Here is an 18,500-nt window from a genome sequence, read left to right on the forward strand (position 1 = left end):
CGAGTTTAGTTGCGCTTGAGCGCTAAAGGCATGTTGATATGTTAAGTATTAAAGATTTACATGTAAGTGTAGAAGGTAATGAAATCTTAAAAGGGCTATCTCTGGAAATTAAACCGGGGGAAGTTCATGCCATTATGGGACCAAATGGTTCAGGTAAAAGTACCTTGTCTGCAACCCTCGCAGGCCGTGAAGATTACCAAATTGACAGTGGTGAAGTGACGTTCAATGGTAAGGATTTACTTGAGTTAGACCCTGAAGAACGTGCGGGTGAGGGGATTTTTCTTGCATTCCAATATCCGGTTGAAATTCCGGGTGTGAGTAATCAATTTTTCCTGCAAACGTCAGTGAATGCGGTGCGTGAGTATCGCCAGCAAGAGGCGTTAGACCGCTTTGATTTCCAAGATTTTATCGAAGATAAAATCGAATTATTGGATATGCCACAAGACCTGCTCACCCGTTCAGTTAACGTGGGTTTCTCCGGTGGAGAGAAGAAACGTAATGATATTTTGCAGATGGCGGCGTTAGAACCTAAGTTATGTATTTTAGATGAAACCGATTCTGGTTTAGATATCGATGCGCTAAAAATCGTCTCCAATGGTGTGAATTCACTGCGCACACCCGAGCGTTCATTTATTATCGTGACCCACTATCAGCGTATTTTGGACTATGTAAAACCTGATTTTGTTCACGTCCTGTATCAAGGGAAAATCATCAAATCCGGTGATTTCAGTTTAGCGAAAAAACTGGAGGAGCAAGGCTATGGCTGGCTTATTGACCAACAGTGAAAGAGCGGAAAAACGCGCTGCGGTTGATGCTTTAAATCAGCAGGCAATGCGCCGTTTTGAAACGCTATATGAACAAGGGGTAGGTGGGAAATCTCAGCACGCTCAAACCCATTGGAGCCTCGCTAAACACGTTGGGCTGCCCGCTTTTCGTCATGAAGATTGGCACTATACTCCGTTAAATAGCGTGTTAAATACCCAATACCGTTTTAGCTCGCAAGAACAGCAGATACCGCTAAGTGACTCACTCGCATTAGCTATCGATGCCTATCGCGTTGTGCTGGTGGATGGGCGCTACAATGCGGAACTGAGTTCTGTCGATACGGGAGAGTTTCAAGTTTCTTTGCTCGATAGCCAAGATTGGCTCCCTGATGCGGTGAATAGCGAGATTTTCTTACATTTAACGGAATGCCTAGCGGCTCAACCGCTTATCATCCAGTTAGCTGCCAATAAAGTTGCTGCTAAACCACTCTATTTATTGAATATCTCTAGTGGTAGCCATGACTCAAACGCGATGAACATGAGCCAATATCGCTACCATTTGACACTGGGGAACAATAGCCAATCTCAAGTGATTGAGCACTTTGTTAGCTTAAATGACCAACCGCATCTTACTGGTGGGCGTTTAACGGTCGAAGTGGGTGATAATGCTCAGTTTACCCATTTCAAGCTGATGACAGAAAACCCACAGGCGCAGCACTTTGCCCACAATGACATTGTGGTGGGACGTGATAGCCAAGTGAAAAGTAGCAGCTTTTTATTAGGTGCAGGGCTAACTCGTCATCATACCAGTAGCCGTCTTGATGGTGAAAATACGGAATTTGAGTTAAACAGCCTGTTGTTACCGCAAGGTAATGAAATAGCCGACTCTCGCTGCTATCTTGAGCACAATGCGGGTTATTGTAATAGCCGACAGTTGCATAAAGTGATCGCCATGGATAGCAGCAAAGCGGTATTCAACGGCATGATCAAAGTTGACCCTAACGCGCTGAAAACAGACGGTCAAATGACCAACAATACCTTATTACTGGGTGAAAAAGCGGAAATTGACACGAAGCCTCAACTGGAAATCTATGCCGATGATGTGAAATGTGGGCATGGAGCAACGGTTGGGCGTATCGATGATGAGCAACTCTTTTATCTACGCTCTAGAGGGATTGATAGCCAAGCTGCTAAACAAATGATTATCAATGCATTCGCTGCTGAGTTAACCGAATCTATTACTATCGATGGGTTAAAACAGGCCGTGATGGCGAGTATTCACCAACGCTTAGCGGGGGTGTAAACCGATGCCATTTGATGTTGAAGCGGTCAGGCAGGATTTTCCTGCCTTAGCGCAATCAGTGAATAACCATCCATTGGTCTATTTAGATAGCGCGGCGAGTGCTCAAAAACCTCAGCAGGTTGTAGATACTGAGAGTCAGTTTACGTTGCATCAATATGCGGCAGTGCATCGTGGGATACATACGCTAAGCGCGAATGCAACCACGTTGGTGGAAAATGTTCGCCAAAAAGCCGCGGATTTTTTGCATGCGCCTTCCCCTGAAGAGATAGTGTTTGTCAAAGGGACGACGGAAGGGATCAACCTTGTTGCTAACAGCTTTGGGCGCCAGTTTATCCAGCAAGGTGATAATATTATTATCACTGAAATGGAGCACCATGCGAACATTGTTCCTTGGTTTATGTTGGCGCAAGAGCGTGGTTTTGAAGTACGAATCCTACCTATCCTTGAGGACGGTACCCTCGATACCACTCAGCTCGCACAGCTCATCGATGCGCGTACAAAACTATTCAGTTTTACTCATATTTCCAATGTGCTTGGTACCGTTAATCCGGTGCAAAAATTGATTTCACAAGCGCGTGAAATTGCAGGGCAGTATGAAAATACACTGACTATCCTCGTGGATGGTGCGCAAGGGGCGATGCATCAGCAGGTTGATGTACAAGCGCTGGATTGCGATTTTTATGTTTGTTCAGGGCATAAGCTATATGGACCAACAGGTATTGGGATCCTCTACGGCAAAAAGGCATTGCTTGAGAAAATGCCACCTTGGGAAGGTGGTGGGGCGATGATCCGTCAAGTTAGTCTAAAAAAAGGGATTACATTTGCCGATGCACCATGGCGATTTGAAGCCGGTACCCCGAATATCAGCGGTATGATTGGTTTAGGCGCAGCTTTAGACTATCTCAATGGGCTAGGATTAAGCGAAGCCTTTGCGTATGAAAAGCAATTGATGCAATATGCGACGGATTTGCTTAAACAAGTGCCTTCCCTTCGTTTATATGGTAATGACCAACGTGAAGGTGTGATAGCCTTTAATTTAGGTGAACATCATGCCTATGATGTTGGCGCATTTCTGGATAGATATGGGATTGCCATTCGTACAGGGCATCACTGCGCGATGCCATTAATGGAGCATTATCAAGTTCCAGCGATGTGCCGGGCGTCTATTGGTGTTTATACGACTAAGCAGGATATCGATGCTTTGTATAATGCGTTATTGCGCGTTAAACAATTACTCGGCTAGACACCGAAGGTATATCGAAGCAACCGTATTGCAGCAAATAGAGATTGTAGTAAATAGAGAGAAGGAAATATTATGTCGGCGTTACCCGATGAAGCGAAGCTATTACGCAATTTTGCACGTTGCCAAGATTGGGAAGAGCGCTATTTGTATATGATTGAACTGGGCGGGCGATTACCTGCGCTATCTGAAGCTCAACAGGTGGATGATAACTTGATAGCGGGTTGCCAAAGCCAAGTGTGGATTGATATGCAAAAACAACCGGATGGTCATGTTGTTCTTGCTGGAGATAGTGATGCTGCGATTGTTAAAGGGTTAGTGGCGATTGTGATTATTCTATTTCAAGGAAAAACACCTGAACAGATCCTTGCAGTGGATGTAAAACACTTTTTCCAGCAATTGGCGCTTGAACAACATCTTACACCTTCTCGAACTCAAGGTTTAAATGGCATGATCAAGTCGATTTTAGCGCGAGCGCACCAACTTCTTTAAGTGTTCTGTGGGAAATCTTCGGAATTTCCCACATTTTTCTTTCCTTCTTATTATTCTTATCCTAGAAAATATTCCTCAGTAACTTACTGTATTTTATTGTTAAAATAACAATAATGAGACAAAGTTAGCTCATATTCAAATTATTAGCAGACTAAAATATTTATTAAGTATTAAAGATATTCGAGATAGTTGCTATTATGAGCGATATTGTTTGAATTTTGTAATGAATCTTATTTTCCTTGGAGTCGGTATGAAAAGAGTTTTGACGGCGGTAAGTCTGTTTGTCATGAGTGCGGTGCTGGCACCCGCGCAGGCTAAAGATTATCCATTACCCAATAACAACACACGCCTGATCGGGGAAAATATCACCTATGTGGTGCCTAATGATGGGCGCCCACTGGAAGCTATCGCGAGCGACTATCAGATTGGTTTGTTGGCGATGTTAGAGGCGAATCCAGGGACAGACCCTTATTTGCCTGAAGTGGGTAAACCACTGATTATTCCTGCTCAAATGTTATTACCTTCGACACCGCGTACCGGTATCGTGATTAACTTGGCGGAAATGCGTCTTTATTATTATCCTGAAAATAGCCATAAAGTGGCTGTGTATCCTATTGGTATTGGTCAGCTAGGGAGAGACACACCTGAAATGGTGACGTCCATTAGCCAATTGATTAAAGACCCTACATGGACACCAACCACCAATATCCGTAAACATTATGCGCAGCAGGGGATCACACTCCCTGCGGTGGTGCCTGCTGGCCCAGAAAACCCGATGGGGCTGTATGCGTTACGCTTGTCTTATGGTCGTGGGGAATACTTGATCCACGGTACTAACGCCAATTTTGGTATTGGTATGCGTGTTAGCTCTGGTTGTATTCGTTTACGCCCAGATGATATCAAAGCATTGTTTACTAACGTACCAAAAGGAACGCGTGTTCAAGTTATCGATCAACCAGTTAAATATGCAAAAGAGCCAGATGGTAGCTATTACATTGAAGTGCATCAGCCATTGTCACGTAAAGGCAGTGATGACCCACAGACAATGCCAATCAAGCTGACTGAAGATTTCCAAGCATTTTTAGCGAGTAACCCAGGCATTGATAAAGCGAAAGTTCAAGCTGAGTTGTCTAGACGTTCAGGATTGCCAGTGAGGGTGAATGTTGGGGATGATTCAGAATCGATGAAACGCGATTATCAGCAATTAAAACCCATTGCGCCATTCACTATTACTCAACCACAACCTGTGTTTGAAGGGGAAGTGAAGTCTTCTATTCCTGCGAAATATCAGTCATTTAAAAGCTAATGGCTTCCAGCCTTAAATGAGTTTCGAAGTAAAAAATAAGGGCCTATAAAATAGGCCCTCAACAATAATTCAGCTATTAAGCTTTTCTAGATAACATCAAGCCGAACTTATTTTTTGTAAGTACGTACTTGGTTGTCCAGACGTTGGTTTGCACGAGCTGCTTCTTCTTGTGCAGTTTGTACATCAGAACGCAGTGACTGAACATCGTTGCTCAGTTGGTCAACTTTACCGTTCAGAGTTTGCACGTCTGAAGAGAGCTTTTGCACTTCAGTGCTGTTAGAACAACCCGCCAGTAATGCTGAAGCTAATACGATAGAGCCCAGTACAATTTTAGTACGAATCATTATTTTACCCTCTAGATTGATTTATCTTGAAAATATAAAAGCAAGTAACCAAAAAATAGACTTAAGAGCGTTATCTTAAAGCTACCTCTATCCCTTTAAAACAACCTAATGTAAATTAGGGTATGGTACTTACTAAGTCTTATGCTAGTACGTAATTCAAAGTTTTGCTAGAAATACTTTATATTTAACAGGGGGAAAACGAATAAAAATTTCAATTAAAGGTTGTTTAGTTTGAAATTTGAGCGAATGGTTATCATTTTATGATTTATTTTGTAAATGCTTTGTAATCAAAATCTAGATGAATTATATCTTCACGGATCATAACGTAACTTATTGAAATTATATTTCGCACGGATTGCTGAATTTTAGTTATTCCAGATAATAAAAACCCTACTGCCGTGAAGCAATAGGGTTAATGTCACGCTAGATTATGCAGGACAACTGTTATGCAAGGCAATTACAGAACATGTACTGATGAGGTATTTGTTGTACCACTTTGTACTAATGCACCGGATACCATCACGACTGCATCACCTTCTACCGCTAATCCGCTTTCCAACGCTGCACGTTTACCTTCACGATAGAAATCATCGGTTGATTCGAAAGGACCCACGATCATCGGAATAACACCTTTTACTAACAGTAATTGACGAGCGGTTTCTTCGTTAGTTGTCAGAGCCAGAATCGGCGCAGTAGGGAAATATTTACGTACTGATTTTGCAGATTTACCACCATAAGTTGCAACAACGATTAATGGTACATCGAGTTTTTCAGACATCTCAACGGCGCCACGGCAGACAGCTTCAGTCACACGTAAGCGCTGGGTTGGTTTTTGATTCTCCACACGCGTTGGCATAACACGGTCAGTACGTTCACAGATAGTTGCCATGATAGTCACAGCTTCAATTGGATACTTACCTTTCGCACTTTCCCCAGACAGCATAACGGCATCTGTACCATCTAAGATAGCGTTTGCAACGTCACCCGCTTCTGCACGGGTAGGGCGTGGGTTTTTGATCATTGAATCTAGCATTTGAGTCGCAGTGATAACGACTTTGCGCGCCTTAACGCATTTTTCAATCATCATTTTTTGGGCGAAGATCACTTCTTCTACTGGGATCTCAACCCCTAAGTCACCACGAGCAACCATGATACCGTCAGAGGCTTCAAGGATTTCGTCGAAGTTATTTAAACCTTCTTGGTTTTCGATTTTAGAGATGATTTGAATATTTTCGCCGCCATGTTTTTTCAGGTGAGCGCGAATTTCTTCAACGTCTGAACGTTTACGGATAAATGAAGCTGCAACAAAATCAACACCTTGTTGGCAACCGAAAACGAGGTCTTCTTTATCTTTTTCTGCCAGTGCAGGTAAGCCGATAGAAACGCCCGGTAAGTTAACACCTTTTTTCTCGCCGAGATCGCCATTATTTAATACTTGGCAAATCACTTCAGTTGCAGTGATGTTGGTTACAGTCATGCCGATTAAACCATCATCAACTAAAACGGTATCACCCACTTTCAGGTCTTTGGTCAGACCAGGGTAAGTGACCGCAACGCGTTCTTGGTTGCCGACAACGGAAGTATCTGTTGTGAAAGTGAAAGTTTGACCAGCAACGAGAGAAACATCATTGCCGCCTTCCAGTTTCATAGTACGGATTTCTGGACCTTTAGTGTCCAGCAGAATAGCTGCTTGTTTACCGGTTTTTGCACAGACTGAGCGAAGGTTGTTGATACGTTGACCGTGTTCTTCATAGTCACCGTGGGAGAAGTTAAGGCGCATGACATTCATGCCTGCATCCAATAACTGAGTTAATTTCTCTTCTGATTCGGTTTTTGGACCGATGGTACAAACAATTTTGGTTTTTTTCATGGCAGTCTATCTAATGGTTATAAAGGAAATCGGTATTGCCGCCGATGCTTAATGCGCAAGATAGTCTATGTTGCGCAACTCATTTATAAGAATAGGCGACAGTTTGGTATACAAAATCTGGTTATTTAAAAAACGTCACTTTTTGACTTTTATTATAGTGTAGATGACATTTTCCATTAAAGCTAACATGCTGATTTGTCTTTGTTGAAACCTTTCAGCTTGTGGGATCATTATAAACAACATCAAACTGTGAGACAAATCAAATTTTGCTAAATTTGATGCAGAAGTAATTAAGATCAAACAACAACGAGATTTTCAGTTGAAAGTGGGTTGCGCAACAAAATAAGGGAAAACAAAATCACAATCAAGATAAATATGATATTTGAAAAAAGTACTTTAATCAGGGTAAGTAGGGCTCAGGATAAATAATGATTCGGAATAAGTAGAATGGTGCGTCCGAGTAGACTCGAACTACCGACCCCCACCATGTCAAGGTGGTGCTCTAACCAACTGAGCTACGGACGCACTGAGATGAAGCTTGGTTTGTCACTGATGACAAATTTAAATGGTGCGTCCGAGTAGACTCGAACTACCGACCCCCACCATGTCAAGGTGGTGCTCTAACCAACTGAGCTACGGACGCACTGAGGTGAAACTTTGTTTGTCGTTAGTGATGAATTTAAATGGTGCGTCCGAGTAGACTCGAACTACCGACCCCCACCATGTCAAGGTGGTGCTCTAACCAACTGAGCTACGGACGCATATCAATCATTACTGCTTTAACGACGGGGACGAATATTAACGTTCTGCTGTCAATCTGGCAAGGGGAAAATGTAATTTTGCGAGAGTTTGCTCGTATTTAAAACTATTCGCAGAAAAACATTTGCCGCCTTGCCATAAAATGCTGAAAATTACGCCAATTATCGCGTTGAACGTAATAAAACGACGCTGTCAGGTTGGCGATGGATCCACAAAATTCGTGTTGCCATACCAATAGCCGCAGCGGTGAGTCCGATTATAAATCCTAACCAGAAACCTTTTGGCCCCATCGGTTCGGTAATGAAGTCGGTTAACGCCAAAATATAGCCAGACGGTAAACCTAAAATCCAATACGCGGTAAAGGTAATAAAGAAGATCGAGCGAGTATCTTTATATCCACGCAACACACCGGCACCAATGACTTGAATAGAATCTGAAAGCTGATAAAGCGCGGCATAGAGCATCAAGCTAGAGGCCAAAACAACCACTTCAGGATTCTTGTTATACATCATGGCGATAGGTTCGCGGAACGTGCTGGTAAAGATGGCCGTTAAGCAAGCTAAACTTAATCCTACCGCTAAACCAGTATAGGAAGAGACTTTTGCGGCTTCGATAGACTGACGTCCCAAGTTATAGCCAACTCGAATAGTGACGGCGATACCCATTGATAACGGGAACATAAACATCACAGAGCTAAAGTTAAGCGCCACTTGGTGACCTGCGACCGCAACAACCCCTAAAGGAGCGACTAATAGGGCAACAACGGCAAACAGGGTGACTTCAAAAAACAACGCCAGACCAATCGGTGTTCCGAGCACAATAATGCGTTTCAGAATATCTGGATTTGGTGCGCCTAATGGCTGAGCAGGGCGAATATCTCTCTGATTTGGTGCGTGTTTAACATACCATCTCATCATCAGGCACATTGCCCAATACACCGTTGCTGTCGCCACGCCGCAACCAACACCACCTAAGGCAGGTGCGCCAAAGTGACCATAAATGAAGATATAGTTCACAGGAATATTGACCATTAAACCAAGAAAACCAATCACCATACCGGGTTTGGTTTTTGATAACCCTTCACACTGGCTACGGTACACTTGATAAAATAGGTAACCCGGGGCTCCCCACATAATCGCGTGTAGAAAACGAACCGATTTATCGGCTAACTCTTGGTCAATATGAGGCATGTTACTGATGATCAGTTTACTGTTATACAACAGCAACATGATGCTAACGCCCAAAATAAAGGCTAACCACAAGCCTTGTTGAACTTGGTCGCCAATCAGGTTTCTGCGACCTGAACCGTTCATTTGAGCAATGATTGGCGTGAGTGCCATGAGAATACCTTGCCCTAATAAAATAGCAGGCAACCAAATAGAAAAACCAACAGCCACAGCTGACATTTCGATTTCGCTAACACTTCCCGCCATAATGGTGTCCACAAACCCCATTGCGGTTTGGGAAAATTGGGCGAAGAAGATAGGGATACCGAGAGCCAACAAGCTACGCGCTTCTGTAATATATTTCTGCACGCATACACCTTCACAATAAGTTTCGAATTAAAAAAAGAAAAAAGCGGAATGAAAATCTATGATTTACTAAAAAATCAGATAGTTAATGCTAACCTCTTATTCTATCTCTTTTATGTAATCAATCCAACATAGTTATAGATAAGAATAATGAAACAGCAGATTTGTATAGAAATGGTTTAAATTTTTTGTAATGGCAGAATAAATATAACCACTCAAATAAGATAGATCTCTGAAAATTCTTAGGTAAACTGAGTTCATTAATTCACTGCACTGAGAGTCATTATGTTTACAGGCATTGTTCAAGGAACCGCTCCAATTATCTCAATCACGGAAAGAGCTAATTTCCGTACTCATGTCATGAAATTCACGCCAGAATTATTAGTGGGTTTAGAAACGGGTGCATCCGTTGCGCATAACGGTTGCTGTTTAACCGTGACAAAAATTGAGGGGGAGAACGTTAGCTTTGATTTAATCAAAGAGACATTGCGCCTCACTAATTTAGGTGAGTTAAAAGAAGGGGACGTGGTTAATATTGAACGTGCTGCGAAATATGGTGATGAAATTGGCGGGCATGTGGTTTCTGGTCATATTGTAACCACAGCGGAAATTAGCAAGATTTTCACCTCTGAAGATAATCATCAAGTTTGGCTATCTATTTATGATAAAGCCTTGATGAAATATATCTTACATAAGGGATTTGTGGCGATTGACGGAATCAGCTTAACGGTCGGGGATGTTATCAACAACCGTTTTTGTGTGCATCTGATCCCAGAAACGTTGGCGAGAACAACACTGGGTAGCAAGCGATTGGGCCATAAAGTCAACATTGAGATTGACCCACAAACTCAAGCAATTGTTGATACTGTTGAACGTGTTTTGCATCAGAAAGAGCAAGAAATGTTATTGAAGCAGAAACAAGAAGGTGAGGATTCTGTAGACAACGAAAAATCATCAATCTAGTGTTTAGTTAATAAGGTTATAGCTCTATGCAGAGCTATAACCTGTTGAGTCGGTAGGTGATTAATTCACCGGAATATTCTATTACTTCTCACTAAAATTGGCTGAAAAAGTGGCATTGTCACGTTCAATGGCGTCAACAAGTTGTTTGAAATGAGTGCTTTTTTGATACATCTCTAATGCTTGAGCATCTTCCCACTCTTCAAACACAATGTAGCCATTTTCTTTTGCCATCAGATCATACTGCAAACATCCTTTTTCCATCCGACTGCGTTTGGCAATTTCGCTAACGATTTTCTTCGTTAAATACCCATCCTTTTTTTCGGTAGTGATTTGGGCATATACAACAATACTCATACCATTCTCCTTATGTACTAAGAACTATCTTAATGGAGACTTTGTTTTTGTATTGTAAAAAAGCGAATAGTTTGACTTTAAAAACGCCGACGGTGTCATAGTAAAGTAACGCTTAAAATCACGATAAAAGTGGGATTGATCATAATAGCCCGTTTCAAACCAACGATAAGTATCTTGTTCTTTCACCATGGTTTTCATCACTTGCTCTAAGCGGCAATTGATCTGGTACCGTTTTGGCGTGATCCCAAATTCTTTTAAAAACTCTTTTTGAACTAAGCGTGCGCTGTAGCCAATATCATCGGCAATTTCGGTAATTTTTTTATTTGGATTGCGATAAAGGGAATCAATAACTTGATCAATAAAATGATTTTTCTTGGTTGCTTTAGTGACATAAAAACACGAATGCAACTCTTTAAAAGATGAATTGGCCAAGGATTTAAACCAGTTATCACTCCAAACTTGGTTAAGCGGAGTGGGGATATCTGTATAATTTAAAGTGCGTTGAGGGAGTAAAAAACGTAAGGCATCGTGGCGAATACGCAGAACCATCACACTGGCATTATTCGGGATAGCCGTAAATATATTGACTCTGGGGATGATTAATTGAAATGGATTGACTGATGTATGTTCGTGAGTCGACATACTGATATTTTCAGTCGAAACCCATATTTCAGCACCTGTGCCTGGGAAGATCTTAATAGCATCAGTAAATTTCTTGATAATCAAAACTGAACTAACAAATTCTTTTAATTCATCAGGAGGATAATACTGTTTCAGCATGGCTCTTCAAACGTCATAATTGAATATGTTAATAATAGCCTGTTATAGGAAAAAAATTAACTCTATAAACTATATATTCATCAAATAAGTTATTTATCAAGATAACATATTCATTAAAAAAAACAGTTCCGTTATTAATATAATAGTAACGGAACTGATTATTGTGATACTAAAAAATAACGTTAATTAATGATTAGTCATGCTGATATTCAGTGTGCTTAATCGCATTATTTGATTTGCTGGTACAACGCTGCATGAAATAACCTATAATCATTGGGATCACAGTGAATGCCATCACGCCAGTAGTAGCAAGTAAAGGGTCAAAGGTGAGGGTAGACACTAATAAACTGGCTAAGAAACATAGACCTAATTGTAATGCATTCTGTAGTGCAGCGGCTTTACCACTAGCAGATGGGAATGTGTTGAGGGCTTTGGCTACTGCAATTGGGTATGATGCTCCGTTCATTGCTGCCATAAAACAGAATGGAACCAAAATCATGGTTAATGTTGGCTGAGTATAAATCGCCATCACGAAGAGAATAACCATGCTAACGGCATAACCTGCTAGCAAAATGGGGAACAGCGTTTCAGCGCGAACTTTAGCTAATACGAAGCGGCAGCCGTATCCCCCGACAATAAATGCCAGTGTTTGAGGGATATAACTTAGGCCGATATCCGCAGGGTTAAAGCCCATATTGCGTAGAATAAACGGTGAACCTGTTAACCATGCAAAAAAACCCGCGCTACATGCAGCGTACACAAGTACGTTACCACTGAAAATCGGGGAACTTAACAAGGTGGCAAAGGAAATTTTGGTTTGTGGTTGGTTTTCTTCTGCTGTGATTTTCGGTGCAACTTTTTTTAGCATCAAGGTAGGTAACAGGAGTAAAACACCCACCATCATCAGCACAATGAAGATAAATTCCCAGTTTTTGTGTTCAAGCACCCAGGCACCTAAGAGAGGCGCTAATGCTGGAGAAAGTGCGACTAAAGGCATGATGGAGGCAAATACTTTTTGGGTGTCAGCTTCGTTATAGCGGTCGATAACCAGGGCTTGCCATAAAACCGCAGCAGAACAAACGCCAACGGCCTGTAAGAATCGAAGGATTAATAACTGAGTGGCATCGGTGACCCAAATCATGGCTAAACAGCTAACAATAAACAGGGAAAGCCCCACAATGAGGATAGGCTTGCGCCCTAATTTATCTGAAAGGGGCCCCCATAGCAGCTGGGCAAAAGCAAAGCCCGCTAGAAAGATACTCAATGATGCGCTGATAGCGCCTTCAGTCGTATTTAAGGATGTTTGCATTGAACCAAAGGCAGGCAGATACATATCGATGGCTAAAAACCCCAGCATGCTTAAGCCGGCAAGGTAAATCAAAAATCCAGAGGAGTTTTTTGTCGCAGTATTTGTCATAGTTTTTGCTTAATTTATATTTAAAATAATGTTAATAGTTATCTTATTGTATAGGCTATTTTTTTACGTTGTGAAACGGTAATATTTGGACTCTGCTATCAAATAATTTGAAGGGAAAGAAAATGTGGTCAGCTCATGCACTTGAAGTCATAGACGCAGTTGCTCGAACGGGAAGCTTTAGTGGTGCTGCGGATGAGCTGCATCGAGTCCCTTCAGCGATCAGTTACACCGTAAAACAAGTCGAAGAATGGCTAGCAGTTCCGCTATTCGAACGTCGTCACCGTGATGTGGTATTGACGGAAGCAGGAGTTATTTTTATTAAAGAAAGTCGAAGTGTTATCAAAAAAATGATTGATACTCGACATCAATGCCAACAAGTCGCCAATGGGTGGCGTGGACAGTTCAGTATTGCTGTTGATTGCATTGTAAAACCGCAGCGTACGGAACAGCTGATTTTGGATTTTTATCGTCATTTTCCTGATATTGAGCTGTATATCCACCCTGAAGTGTTTAATGGAGTTTGGGATGCTTTAGCGGATGGGCGCGTAGATGTCGCGATTGGAGCGACCCGTGCTTCACCCATTGGAGAACGCTATAGCTTCCGCGACATGGGCTTTATGTCATGGCGTTGTGTTGCGAGCCCCGATCACCCATTAGCAAAAATTCAGGGTAAATTGACGGATGATCAAATGCGTGAATATCCAAGTTTGTGCTTAGAAGATACCTCAAGAAGCCTACCAAAAAGGGACACTTGGGCGCTGGATAACCAACGTCGTTTAGTTGTACCTTACTGGGAAAGTGGTTTAGCGTGTTTGGCAAATGGTCTATGTGTGGGGATGGTTCCAGAGCACCGTGCCGCACCGTTATGTGCAGAAGGCAAGCTAGTTGAGCTGGAATTAGCGCAGCCGTTTCCTGAAAGCCCTTGCTGCCTAACGTGGGTTGAGAATGATACATCTCCAGCGCTGAGGTGGCTTCTTGACTATCTTGGTGATAGCGAAACGCTCAACGCGGAGTGGTTTGCGAGCTAATATGCTGAGATAAACTTAGCGGCGATAATCAATAAATGGACCGTCAGCTACGGAACGACGCTCAACTAAACGCGGGTGAACTTCAATCGTTTGGGCATCTTCGCGTTTATTCACAATACGATCGAGCAACATCGCAAACGCCATCTGACCTAAACGCTCTTTTGGCTGGTGGATTGTGGTTAATGCAGGGGTGAAATAGCGTGCATTACGCACGTTATCATAGCCAATAATAGAAATGTCTTGAGGGACACGTAATCCCATCTCGTCAGCCGCACAGATTGCCCCCATCGCCATGATATCTCCACCACAGAAGACAGCAGTAGGGCGGTGTTTGTTACTGAGGATCTGCATCATCGCTTTATAGCCTGATTCTGGCTCGAAATCCCCTTGAACAATCCATTCATCTTTCAACGTGACTTTGGCTTCTTCCATGGCTTTTTTGAAGCCCGTTAAACGCCCAATGCCTGTATTTCTTTCAAGGGAGCCTGGGATGACGCCAATTTCACGATGACCACGGTCAATAAGATAACGACCCGCTAAATAGCCACCGTGGAAAGAGTTATCAATAATGCTGTCAGTGAAATCACCGCGAGAGGTACCCCAGTCCATGACAACCATTGGAATATTTCGGTAATCTTCCAACATACCAATCAAGGTGTCGGGATATTCTGAACACATCACAAGTAGCCCATCGACACGTTTTTGTGCCAACATTTGCAAGTAAGCTTTTTGCTTACCTAAATTATTGTGAGAGTTACATAAAATTAGAGTATAGCCTTTCTCATAGCAACTATTCTCGACAGACTCGATCACTTCTGCGAAATAGGGGGCTTCACTTGATGTTGCCAACAGACCAATTGATTTGGTGTGATTGACTTTTAAACTACGCGCAACCGCACTCGGAGAATAATTGAGCTCTTTGATGGCGGCCCAAACGGCTGTTTTTGTATCATCAGCGACAAAACGCGTCTTGTTGATAACATGGGAGACGGTTGTGGTAGAGACGCCCGCACGTTTCGCCACATCTTTAATTGTTGCCATGAGAAGAAAAAACTCCTAACCAAAACTTGGTCTCTAAAATAATTCTAGTTAAATAATTACCTGCATATTGATGCATAGTACCTTTGCTGGCAATAATTTAGCGATTTGTTGTCGATTTTGTCTGATCTAGCGCAAAAACGAAAGAAATAATTGATGTTATAACATGTGATATAGACACTGGTTTTACATTTTTGTGCATGTATACTGAAATAACCTTTTTATTTTATGGTTATTTGATAATTCAATTTCTTTATATGAGAGGGTCTCATGGATACAGATTTTAAATATGGATTGCTAGCTGCGCTTGGCTCTTTAGCTGTAATTATTTTGTTTGCTGTGCACATTTTCTGATTTCATTTCCATCCTATCGACTAAGGATGAGAAATAATTAAGGGCGAGTATAATACTCGCCCTTAGTCATTTTAGATCTGAACTAAAATTAAGCCAGATTTTCTTCAACAAATTTCCAGTTAACCAGCGCCCAGAAGTTTTCTAAGTATTTTGGACGAGCGTTACGGTAGTCGATGTAGTAAGCGTGTTCCCAGATATCAACTGTCAGAACTGGCTTGTCGTCACCAGAAATTGGTGTTGCCGCGTTAGACGTGTTAACGATAGCTAGGCTGCCGTCTGCTTTCTTCACTAACCAAGTCCAACCAGCACCGAAGTTTTTAACTGCGGCATCAGTGAATTGCTCTTTGAACTGAGCAAATGAACCGAATGCTTTGTTGATAGCGTCTGCAACTTTACCCGTTGGCTCACCACCTGCATTTGGCGCTAGGCAGTGCCAGTAGAAAGTGTGATTCCAAACTTGAGCCGCGTTATTGAATACGCCAGCGTCAGAAGTTTTGATGATCTCTTCTAAAGATAGACCTTCAAATTTGGTGCCTTTAATCAGGTTATTCAGGTTAACAACATAGGTGTTGTGGTGCTTACCGTAGTGGTATTCTAAGGTTTCAGCAGAGATATGAGGTTCTAAAGCATCTTTAGCATAAGGTAGAGCTGGTAATTCAAAAGACATTGCGTACTCCTTGATTGCTTTTATTCAGTGTTTAGGGTGTTTGCTCGTAAAATGAGCGAAATTAAGTGTACTACTATTAATTAATCTACTTCTATTATAGTCATGTATTTATCATAACAGAATACAGGTTACAGTCAGAACATACCTGTTTCATGATGCTATCTATGCCTTAATTGTTAGTAAGTTGCATAATAAGTATTCCACTGCATGTCGTTATAGTCATTGAGATCAGGGAAATGCATCAAGTGTTATTAATTTGCTAATATATTAACAAATAACTCCCATGATTACACGGCAAAAACGCCCATAGTGAATTTTTTATAGTAAAAAGAAAACGTTGCTATTTGCTTTTCACCTTTTGAGTACGGCAAATAGGAGTGCTATAGTATTCAACTTATAAAACTGGCATATTGTATGAAACAATCACGGAATAATTTGCGATGTTTTGACTATGCCGGCGATTACACCGGTCAATGTGTTCTGTCTAATGAGTTGCCTTGCAAATGATTCAAAGTGGCTCAGTGACTGCAAAATCAGCACCCACGTTTTAGGATATAAAATGACAACAATCGAAAAAATTGAGCGCCAAGTTAAAGAAAATCCAATTTTATTATACATGAAAGGCTCTCCAAAATTGCCTAACTGCGGTTTTTCTGCTCAAGCTGTTCAAGCTCTGTCTTCTTGCGGTGAGCGTTTTGCTTACGTAGATATTTTACAAAACCCAGACATTCGTGCGGAACTGCCAAAATATGCAAATTGGCCAACATTCCCACAGTTATGGGTTGATGGAGAGTTAGTTGGCGGTTGTGACATTATCGTTGAGATGTTCCAACGCGGCGAATTACAAGCTCTGATCAAAGAAACTGCGGACAAATACCGTCCAGCAGATGAAACCATCACTGAGTAATCAAATGGTTGAATAAGCTTTCATGCTTATATCGATGAAAACCGTATTAGCGTAAAACTAATACGGTTTTTTTATATCTGAGGAATTAAAACTAAATTACTGTGGTTCACTAGGTAGTGGCCATCCGCCCAATTTTTTCCATTTATTGACGAGTTCGCAAAATAATAGCGCGGTACGGTTAGTATCGTATAGGGCACCGTGGGCTTGCTTACCATCAAATGGAATACCTGCGGTGACACACGCTTTTGCAAGAATGGTTTGTCCAAAGACTAATCCGCTTAGTGCGGCAGTATCAAAGGTTGCAAAGGGATGAAAAGGATTTCGTTTTAACCCTGAACGCTCCGCCGCATTCATAACAAAGCTGTGATCAAAATTTGCGTTATGAGCCACCATGATCGCGCGATTGCAATCGGTATTCTTCATGCCTTTTCGAATTGTTTTAAAAATGGCATGCAATGCTTCATATTCGCTTACTGCACCACGCAGGGGGTTAGTGGGATCAATACCAGTGAACTCCAGCGCAGAGGGCTCCAAATTCGCCCCTTCAAATGGTTCAACATGAAAATGCAGCGTTTCATCAATGGCTAGCCAGCCATCTTTGTCCATTTTGAGTGTAATGGCTGCTATCTCTAATAGGCCATCAGTTTTGGGGTTGAACCCACCAGTTTCGACATCAATAACGACAGGGTAGTAACCCCGGAAGCGGTTAACCAGTGAATTAGGATTATTTTTTTCAGACATTAGGCTTTCAATTTACAGTTTCTGGTTGGCTTTCATTATGCCAAAGGGAATACATTTTTGCAGGTAGATACTGAAGAAATTTTAGGTGATGGTTATCACCACCTAAAATATAAAATGTATGTGAGGGATTAATCGCCTAATCCTTTGCTTGCACTTTTGTTTTCGATAAGCTCAATTTTATAACCATCTGGATCTTCAACAAATGCGATAACGGTTGTACCGCCTTTGACTGGACCTGCTTCACGAGTGACGTTTCCACCTGCTTGACGAATGTCCTCACAGGTTTTAGCGACATCATCAACACCTAATGCAATATGACCATAAGCATTACCTAAATCATATTCGGTTACGCCCCAGTTATAAGTTAACTCGATAACAGCACCTTCACTTTCATCGCTGTAACCGACGAACGCTAAAGAATATTTGTATTCTGTATTTTCGCTCGTACGCAGTAAGCGCATACCCAATACTTTGGTATAAAAATCAATGGAGCGTTGCATGTCGGTAACACGGAGCATGGTATGTAGTAAGCGCATAATAGTCGTTTCCCTATAAATTCTTCAGATAATAATGCTTAAAGTCGAATCGATTTATCTATCAATATAACGTGACAATATGACTAAATACAGTGATTGAGGTTT

General features: G+C 41.8%; 19 protein-coding genes and 3 tRNA genes. 9 read left to right on the forward strand and 13 right to left on the reverse strand.

Annotation, left to right across the window (positions count from 1 at the left end; genetic code table 11):
• Window positions 1-38: 38 nt before the first annotated feature.
• The 5 genes from sufC to LDO51_RS14540 all read left to right on the forward strand — a co-directional run bounded on the left by sufC (window position 39) and on the right by LDO51_RS14540 (window position 5,105).
• Entirely contained in the window at window positions 39-785 is a 747-nt protein-coding gene (gene sufC / locus LDO51_RS14520) for a Fe-S cluster assembly ATPase SufC (protein WP_036950422.1), read from the forward strand.
• Complete coding sequence (gene sufD, locus LDO51_RS14525) at window positions 760-2,067, forward strand: Fe-S cluster assembly protein SufD (protein ID WP_225575126.1); 1,308 nt, start codon at window positions 760-762, stop codon at window positions 2,065-2,067. The genes sufC and sufD overlap by 26 nt, the downstream gene beginning before the upstream one ends.
• 4 nt (window positions 2,068-2,071) lie before the next feature.
• The gene (gene sufS, locus LDO51_RS14530; RefSeq protein WP_225575127.1) at window positions 2,072-3,310 is read left to right on the forward strand and encodes a cysteine desulfurase SufS; all 1,239 of its coding nucleotides are present in this window, start codon (window positions 2,072-2,074) and stop codon (window positions 3,308-3,310) included.
• Between the two features lie 72 nt (window positions 3,311-3,382).
• Window positions 3,383-3,799, forward strand: a complete 417-nt coding sequence (sufE, locus tag LDO51_RS14535) for a cysteine desulfuration protein SufE (protein WP_036950416.1) — start codon at window positions 3,383-3,385, stop codon at window positions 3,797-3,799.
• 250 nt (window positions 3,800-4,049) lie between these two features.
• A complete protein-coding gene (locus tag LDO51_RS14540; protein ID WP_225575128.1) occupies window positions 4,050-5,105 on the forward strand; it encodes a L,D-transpeptidase family protein in 1,056 nt (351 codons plus the stop codon).
• 107 nt (window positions 5,106-5,212) lie between these two features.
• Here LDO51_RS14540 and LDO51_RS14545 read toward each other — a convergent pair whose 3' ends face one another.
• From LDO51_RS14545 to LDO51_RS14570, 6 genes are all read right to left on the reverse strand, one after another.
• Window positions 5,213-5,449: a major outer membrane lipoprotein gene (locus LDO51_RS14545; RefSeq protein WP_004263789.1), complete on the reverse strand. Its 237-nt coding sequence runs from the start codon at window positions 5,447-5,449 to the stop codon at window positions 5,213-5,215.
• Window positions 5,450-5,906: 457 nt separating this feature from the next.
• Window positions 5,907-7,319: a pyruvate kinase PykF gene (gene pykF, locus LDO51_RS14550; protein WP_225575129.1), complete on the reverse strand. Its 1,413-nt coding sequence runs from the start codon at window positions 7,317-7,319 to the stop codon at window positions 5,907-5,909.
• 448 nt (window positions 7,320-7,767) lie between these two features.
• Window positions 7,768-7,844, reverse strand: a tRNA-Val gene (locus LDO51_RS14555).
• 41 nt (window positions 7,845-7,885) lie between these two features.
• Window positions 7,886-7,962 (reverse strand) — tRNA-Val (locus LDO51_RS14560).
• Between the two features lie 41 nt (window positions 7,963-8,003).
• Window positions 8,004-8,080 (reverse strand) — tRNA-Val (locus LDO51_RS14565).
• A gap of 159 nt (window positions 8,081-8,239) precedes the next feature.
• Window positions 8,240-9,613, reverse strand: coding sequence for an MATE family efflux transporter (locus tag LDO51_RS14570; protein ID WP_225575130.1), 1,374 nt, complete (start codon window positions 9,611-9,613; stop codon window positions 8,240-8,242).
• A 282-nt stretch (window positions 9,614-9,895) separates the two neighbouring features.
• Here LDO51_RS14570 and LDO51_RS14575 point away from each other — a divergent pair, with 282 nt between their 5' ends.
• Window positions 9,896-10,573 (forward strand): riboflavin synthase subunit alpha, encoded by a 678-nt coding sequence (locus tag LDO51_RS14575; protein ID WP_225575131.1) that lies wholly within the window; start codon window positions 9,896-9,898, stop codon window positions 10,571-10,573.
• A gap of 81 nt (window positions 10,574-10,654) precedes the next feature.
• Here the strand turns inward: LDO51_RS14575 and LDO51_RS14580 are convergent, their stop codons facing one another.
• The 3 genes from LDO51_RS14580 to punC all read right to left on the reverse strand — a co-directional run bounded on the left by LDO51_RS14580 (window position 10,655) and on the right by punC (window position 13,124).
• Entirely contained in the window at window positions 10,655-10,927 is a 273-nt protein-coding gene (locus LDO51_RS14580; protein WP_225575132.1) for a putative quinol monooxygenase, read from the reverse strand.
• Window positions 10,928-10,951: 24 nt separating this feature from the next.
• Window positions 10,952-11,707: a helix-turn-helix transcriptional regulator gene (locus tag LDO51_RS14585; protein WP_225575133.1), complete on the reverse strand. Its 756-nt coding sequence runs from the start codon at window positions 11,705-11,707 to the stop codon at window positions 10,952-10,954.
• Between the two features lie 193 nt (window positions 11,708-11,900).
• A complete protein-coding gene (gene punC, locus LDO51_RS14590) occupies window positions 11,901-13,124 on the reverse strand; it encodes a purine nucleoside transporter PunC (RefSeq protein ID WP_225575134.1) in 1,224 nt (407 codons plus the stop codon).
• Window positions 13,125-13,246: 122 nt separating this feature from the next.
• On the opposite strand from punC, the gene punR reads away from it, so the two are divergent.
• Entirely contained in the window at window positions 13,247-14,152 is a 906-nt protein-coding gene (gene punR / locus LDO51_RS14595) for a DNA-binding transcriptional activator PunR (protein WP_225575135.1), read from the forward strand.
• Between the two features lie 15 nt (window positions 14,153-14,167).
• Here the strand turns inward: punR and purR are convergent, their stop codons facing one another.
• Window positions 14,168-15,193, reverse strand: a complete 1,026-nt coding sequence (gene purR / locus LDO51_RS14600) for an HTH-type transcriptional repressor PurR (protein WP_006660078.1) — start codon at window positions 15,191-15,193, stop codon at window positions 14,168-14,170.
• Between the two features lie 267 nt (window positions 15,194-15,460).
• Between purR and LDO51_RS19925 the strand changes: the two genes are divergently transcribed.
• Complete coding sequence (locus LDO51_RS19925) at window positions 15,461-15,544, forward strand: YnhF family membrane protein (RefSeq protein ID WP_225577282.1); 84 nt, start codon at window positions 15,461-15,463, stop codon at window positions 15,542-15,544.
• A gap of 88 nt (window positions 15,545-15,632) precedes the next feature.
• On the opposite strand, the gene sodB is transcribed toward LDO51_RS19925, so the two are convergent.
• Window positions 15,633-16,211 (reverse strand): superoxide dismutase [Fe], encoded by a 579-nt coding sequence (gene sodB, locus LDO51_RS14610; protein ID WP_225575136.1) that lies wholly within the window; start codon window positions 16,209-16,211, stop codon window positions 15,633-15,635.
• A gap of 559 nt (window positions 16,212-16,770) precedes the next feature.
• On the opposite strand from sodB, the gene LDO51_RS14615 reads away from it, so the two are divergent.
• Window positions 16,771-17,118 carry a Grx4 family monothiol glutaredoxin gene (locus tag LDO51_RS14615; protein ID WP_225575137.1) on the forward strand — a complete coding sequence of 116 codons (348 nt, stop codon included), beginning with the start codon at window positions 16,771-16,773 and terminating at the stop codon, window positions 17,116-17,118.
• A gap of 96 nt (window positions 17,119-17,214) precedes the next feature.
• Here LDO51_RS14615 and rnt read toward each other — a convergent pair whose 3' ends face one another.
• Both rnt and gloA read right to left on the reverse strand, forming a co-directional pair.
• The gene (gene rnt / locus LDO51_RS14620) at window positions 17,215-17,859 is read right to left on the reverse strand and encodes a ribonuclease T (RefSeq protein ID WP_036953524.1); all 645 of its coding nucleotides are present in this window, start codon (window positions 17,857-17,859) and stop codon (window positions 17,215-17,217) included.
• Window positions 17,860-17,987: 128 nt separating this feature from the next.
• Window positions 17,988-18,395, reverse strand: a complete 408-nt coding sequence (gloA, locus tag LDO51_RS14625; RefSeq protein WP_225575138.1) for a lactoylglutathione lyase — start codon at window positions 18,393-18,395, stop codon at window positions 17,988-17,990.
• Window positions 18,396-18,500: the final 105 nt, after the last annotated feature.

This window comes from Providencia alcalifaciens (assembly GCF_020271745.1).
Classification (GTDB): domain Bacteria; phylum Pseudomonadota; class Gammaproteobacteria; order Enterobacterales; family Enterobacteriaceae; genus Providencia; species Providencia alcalifaciens_B.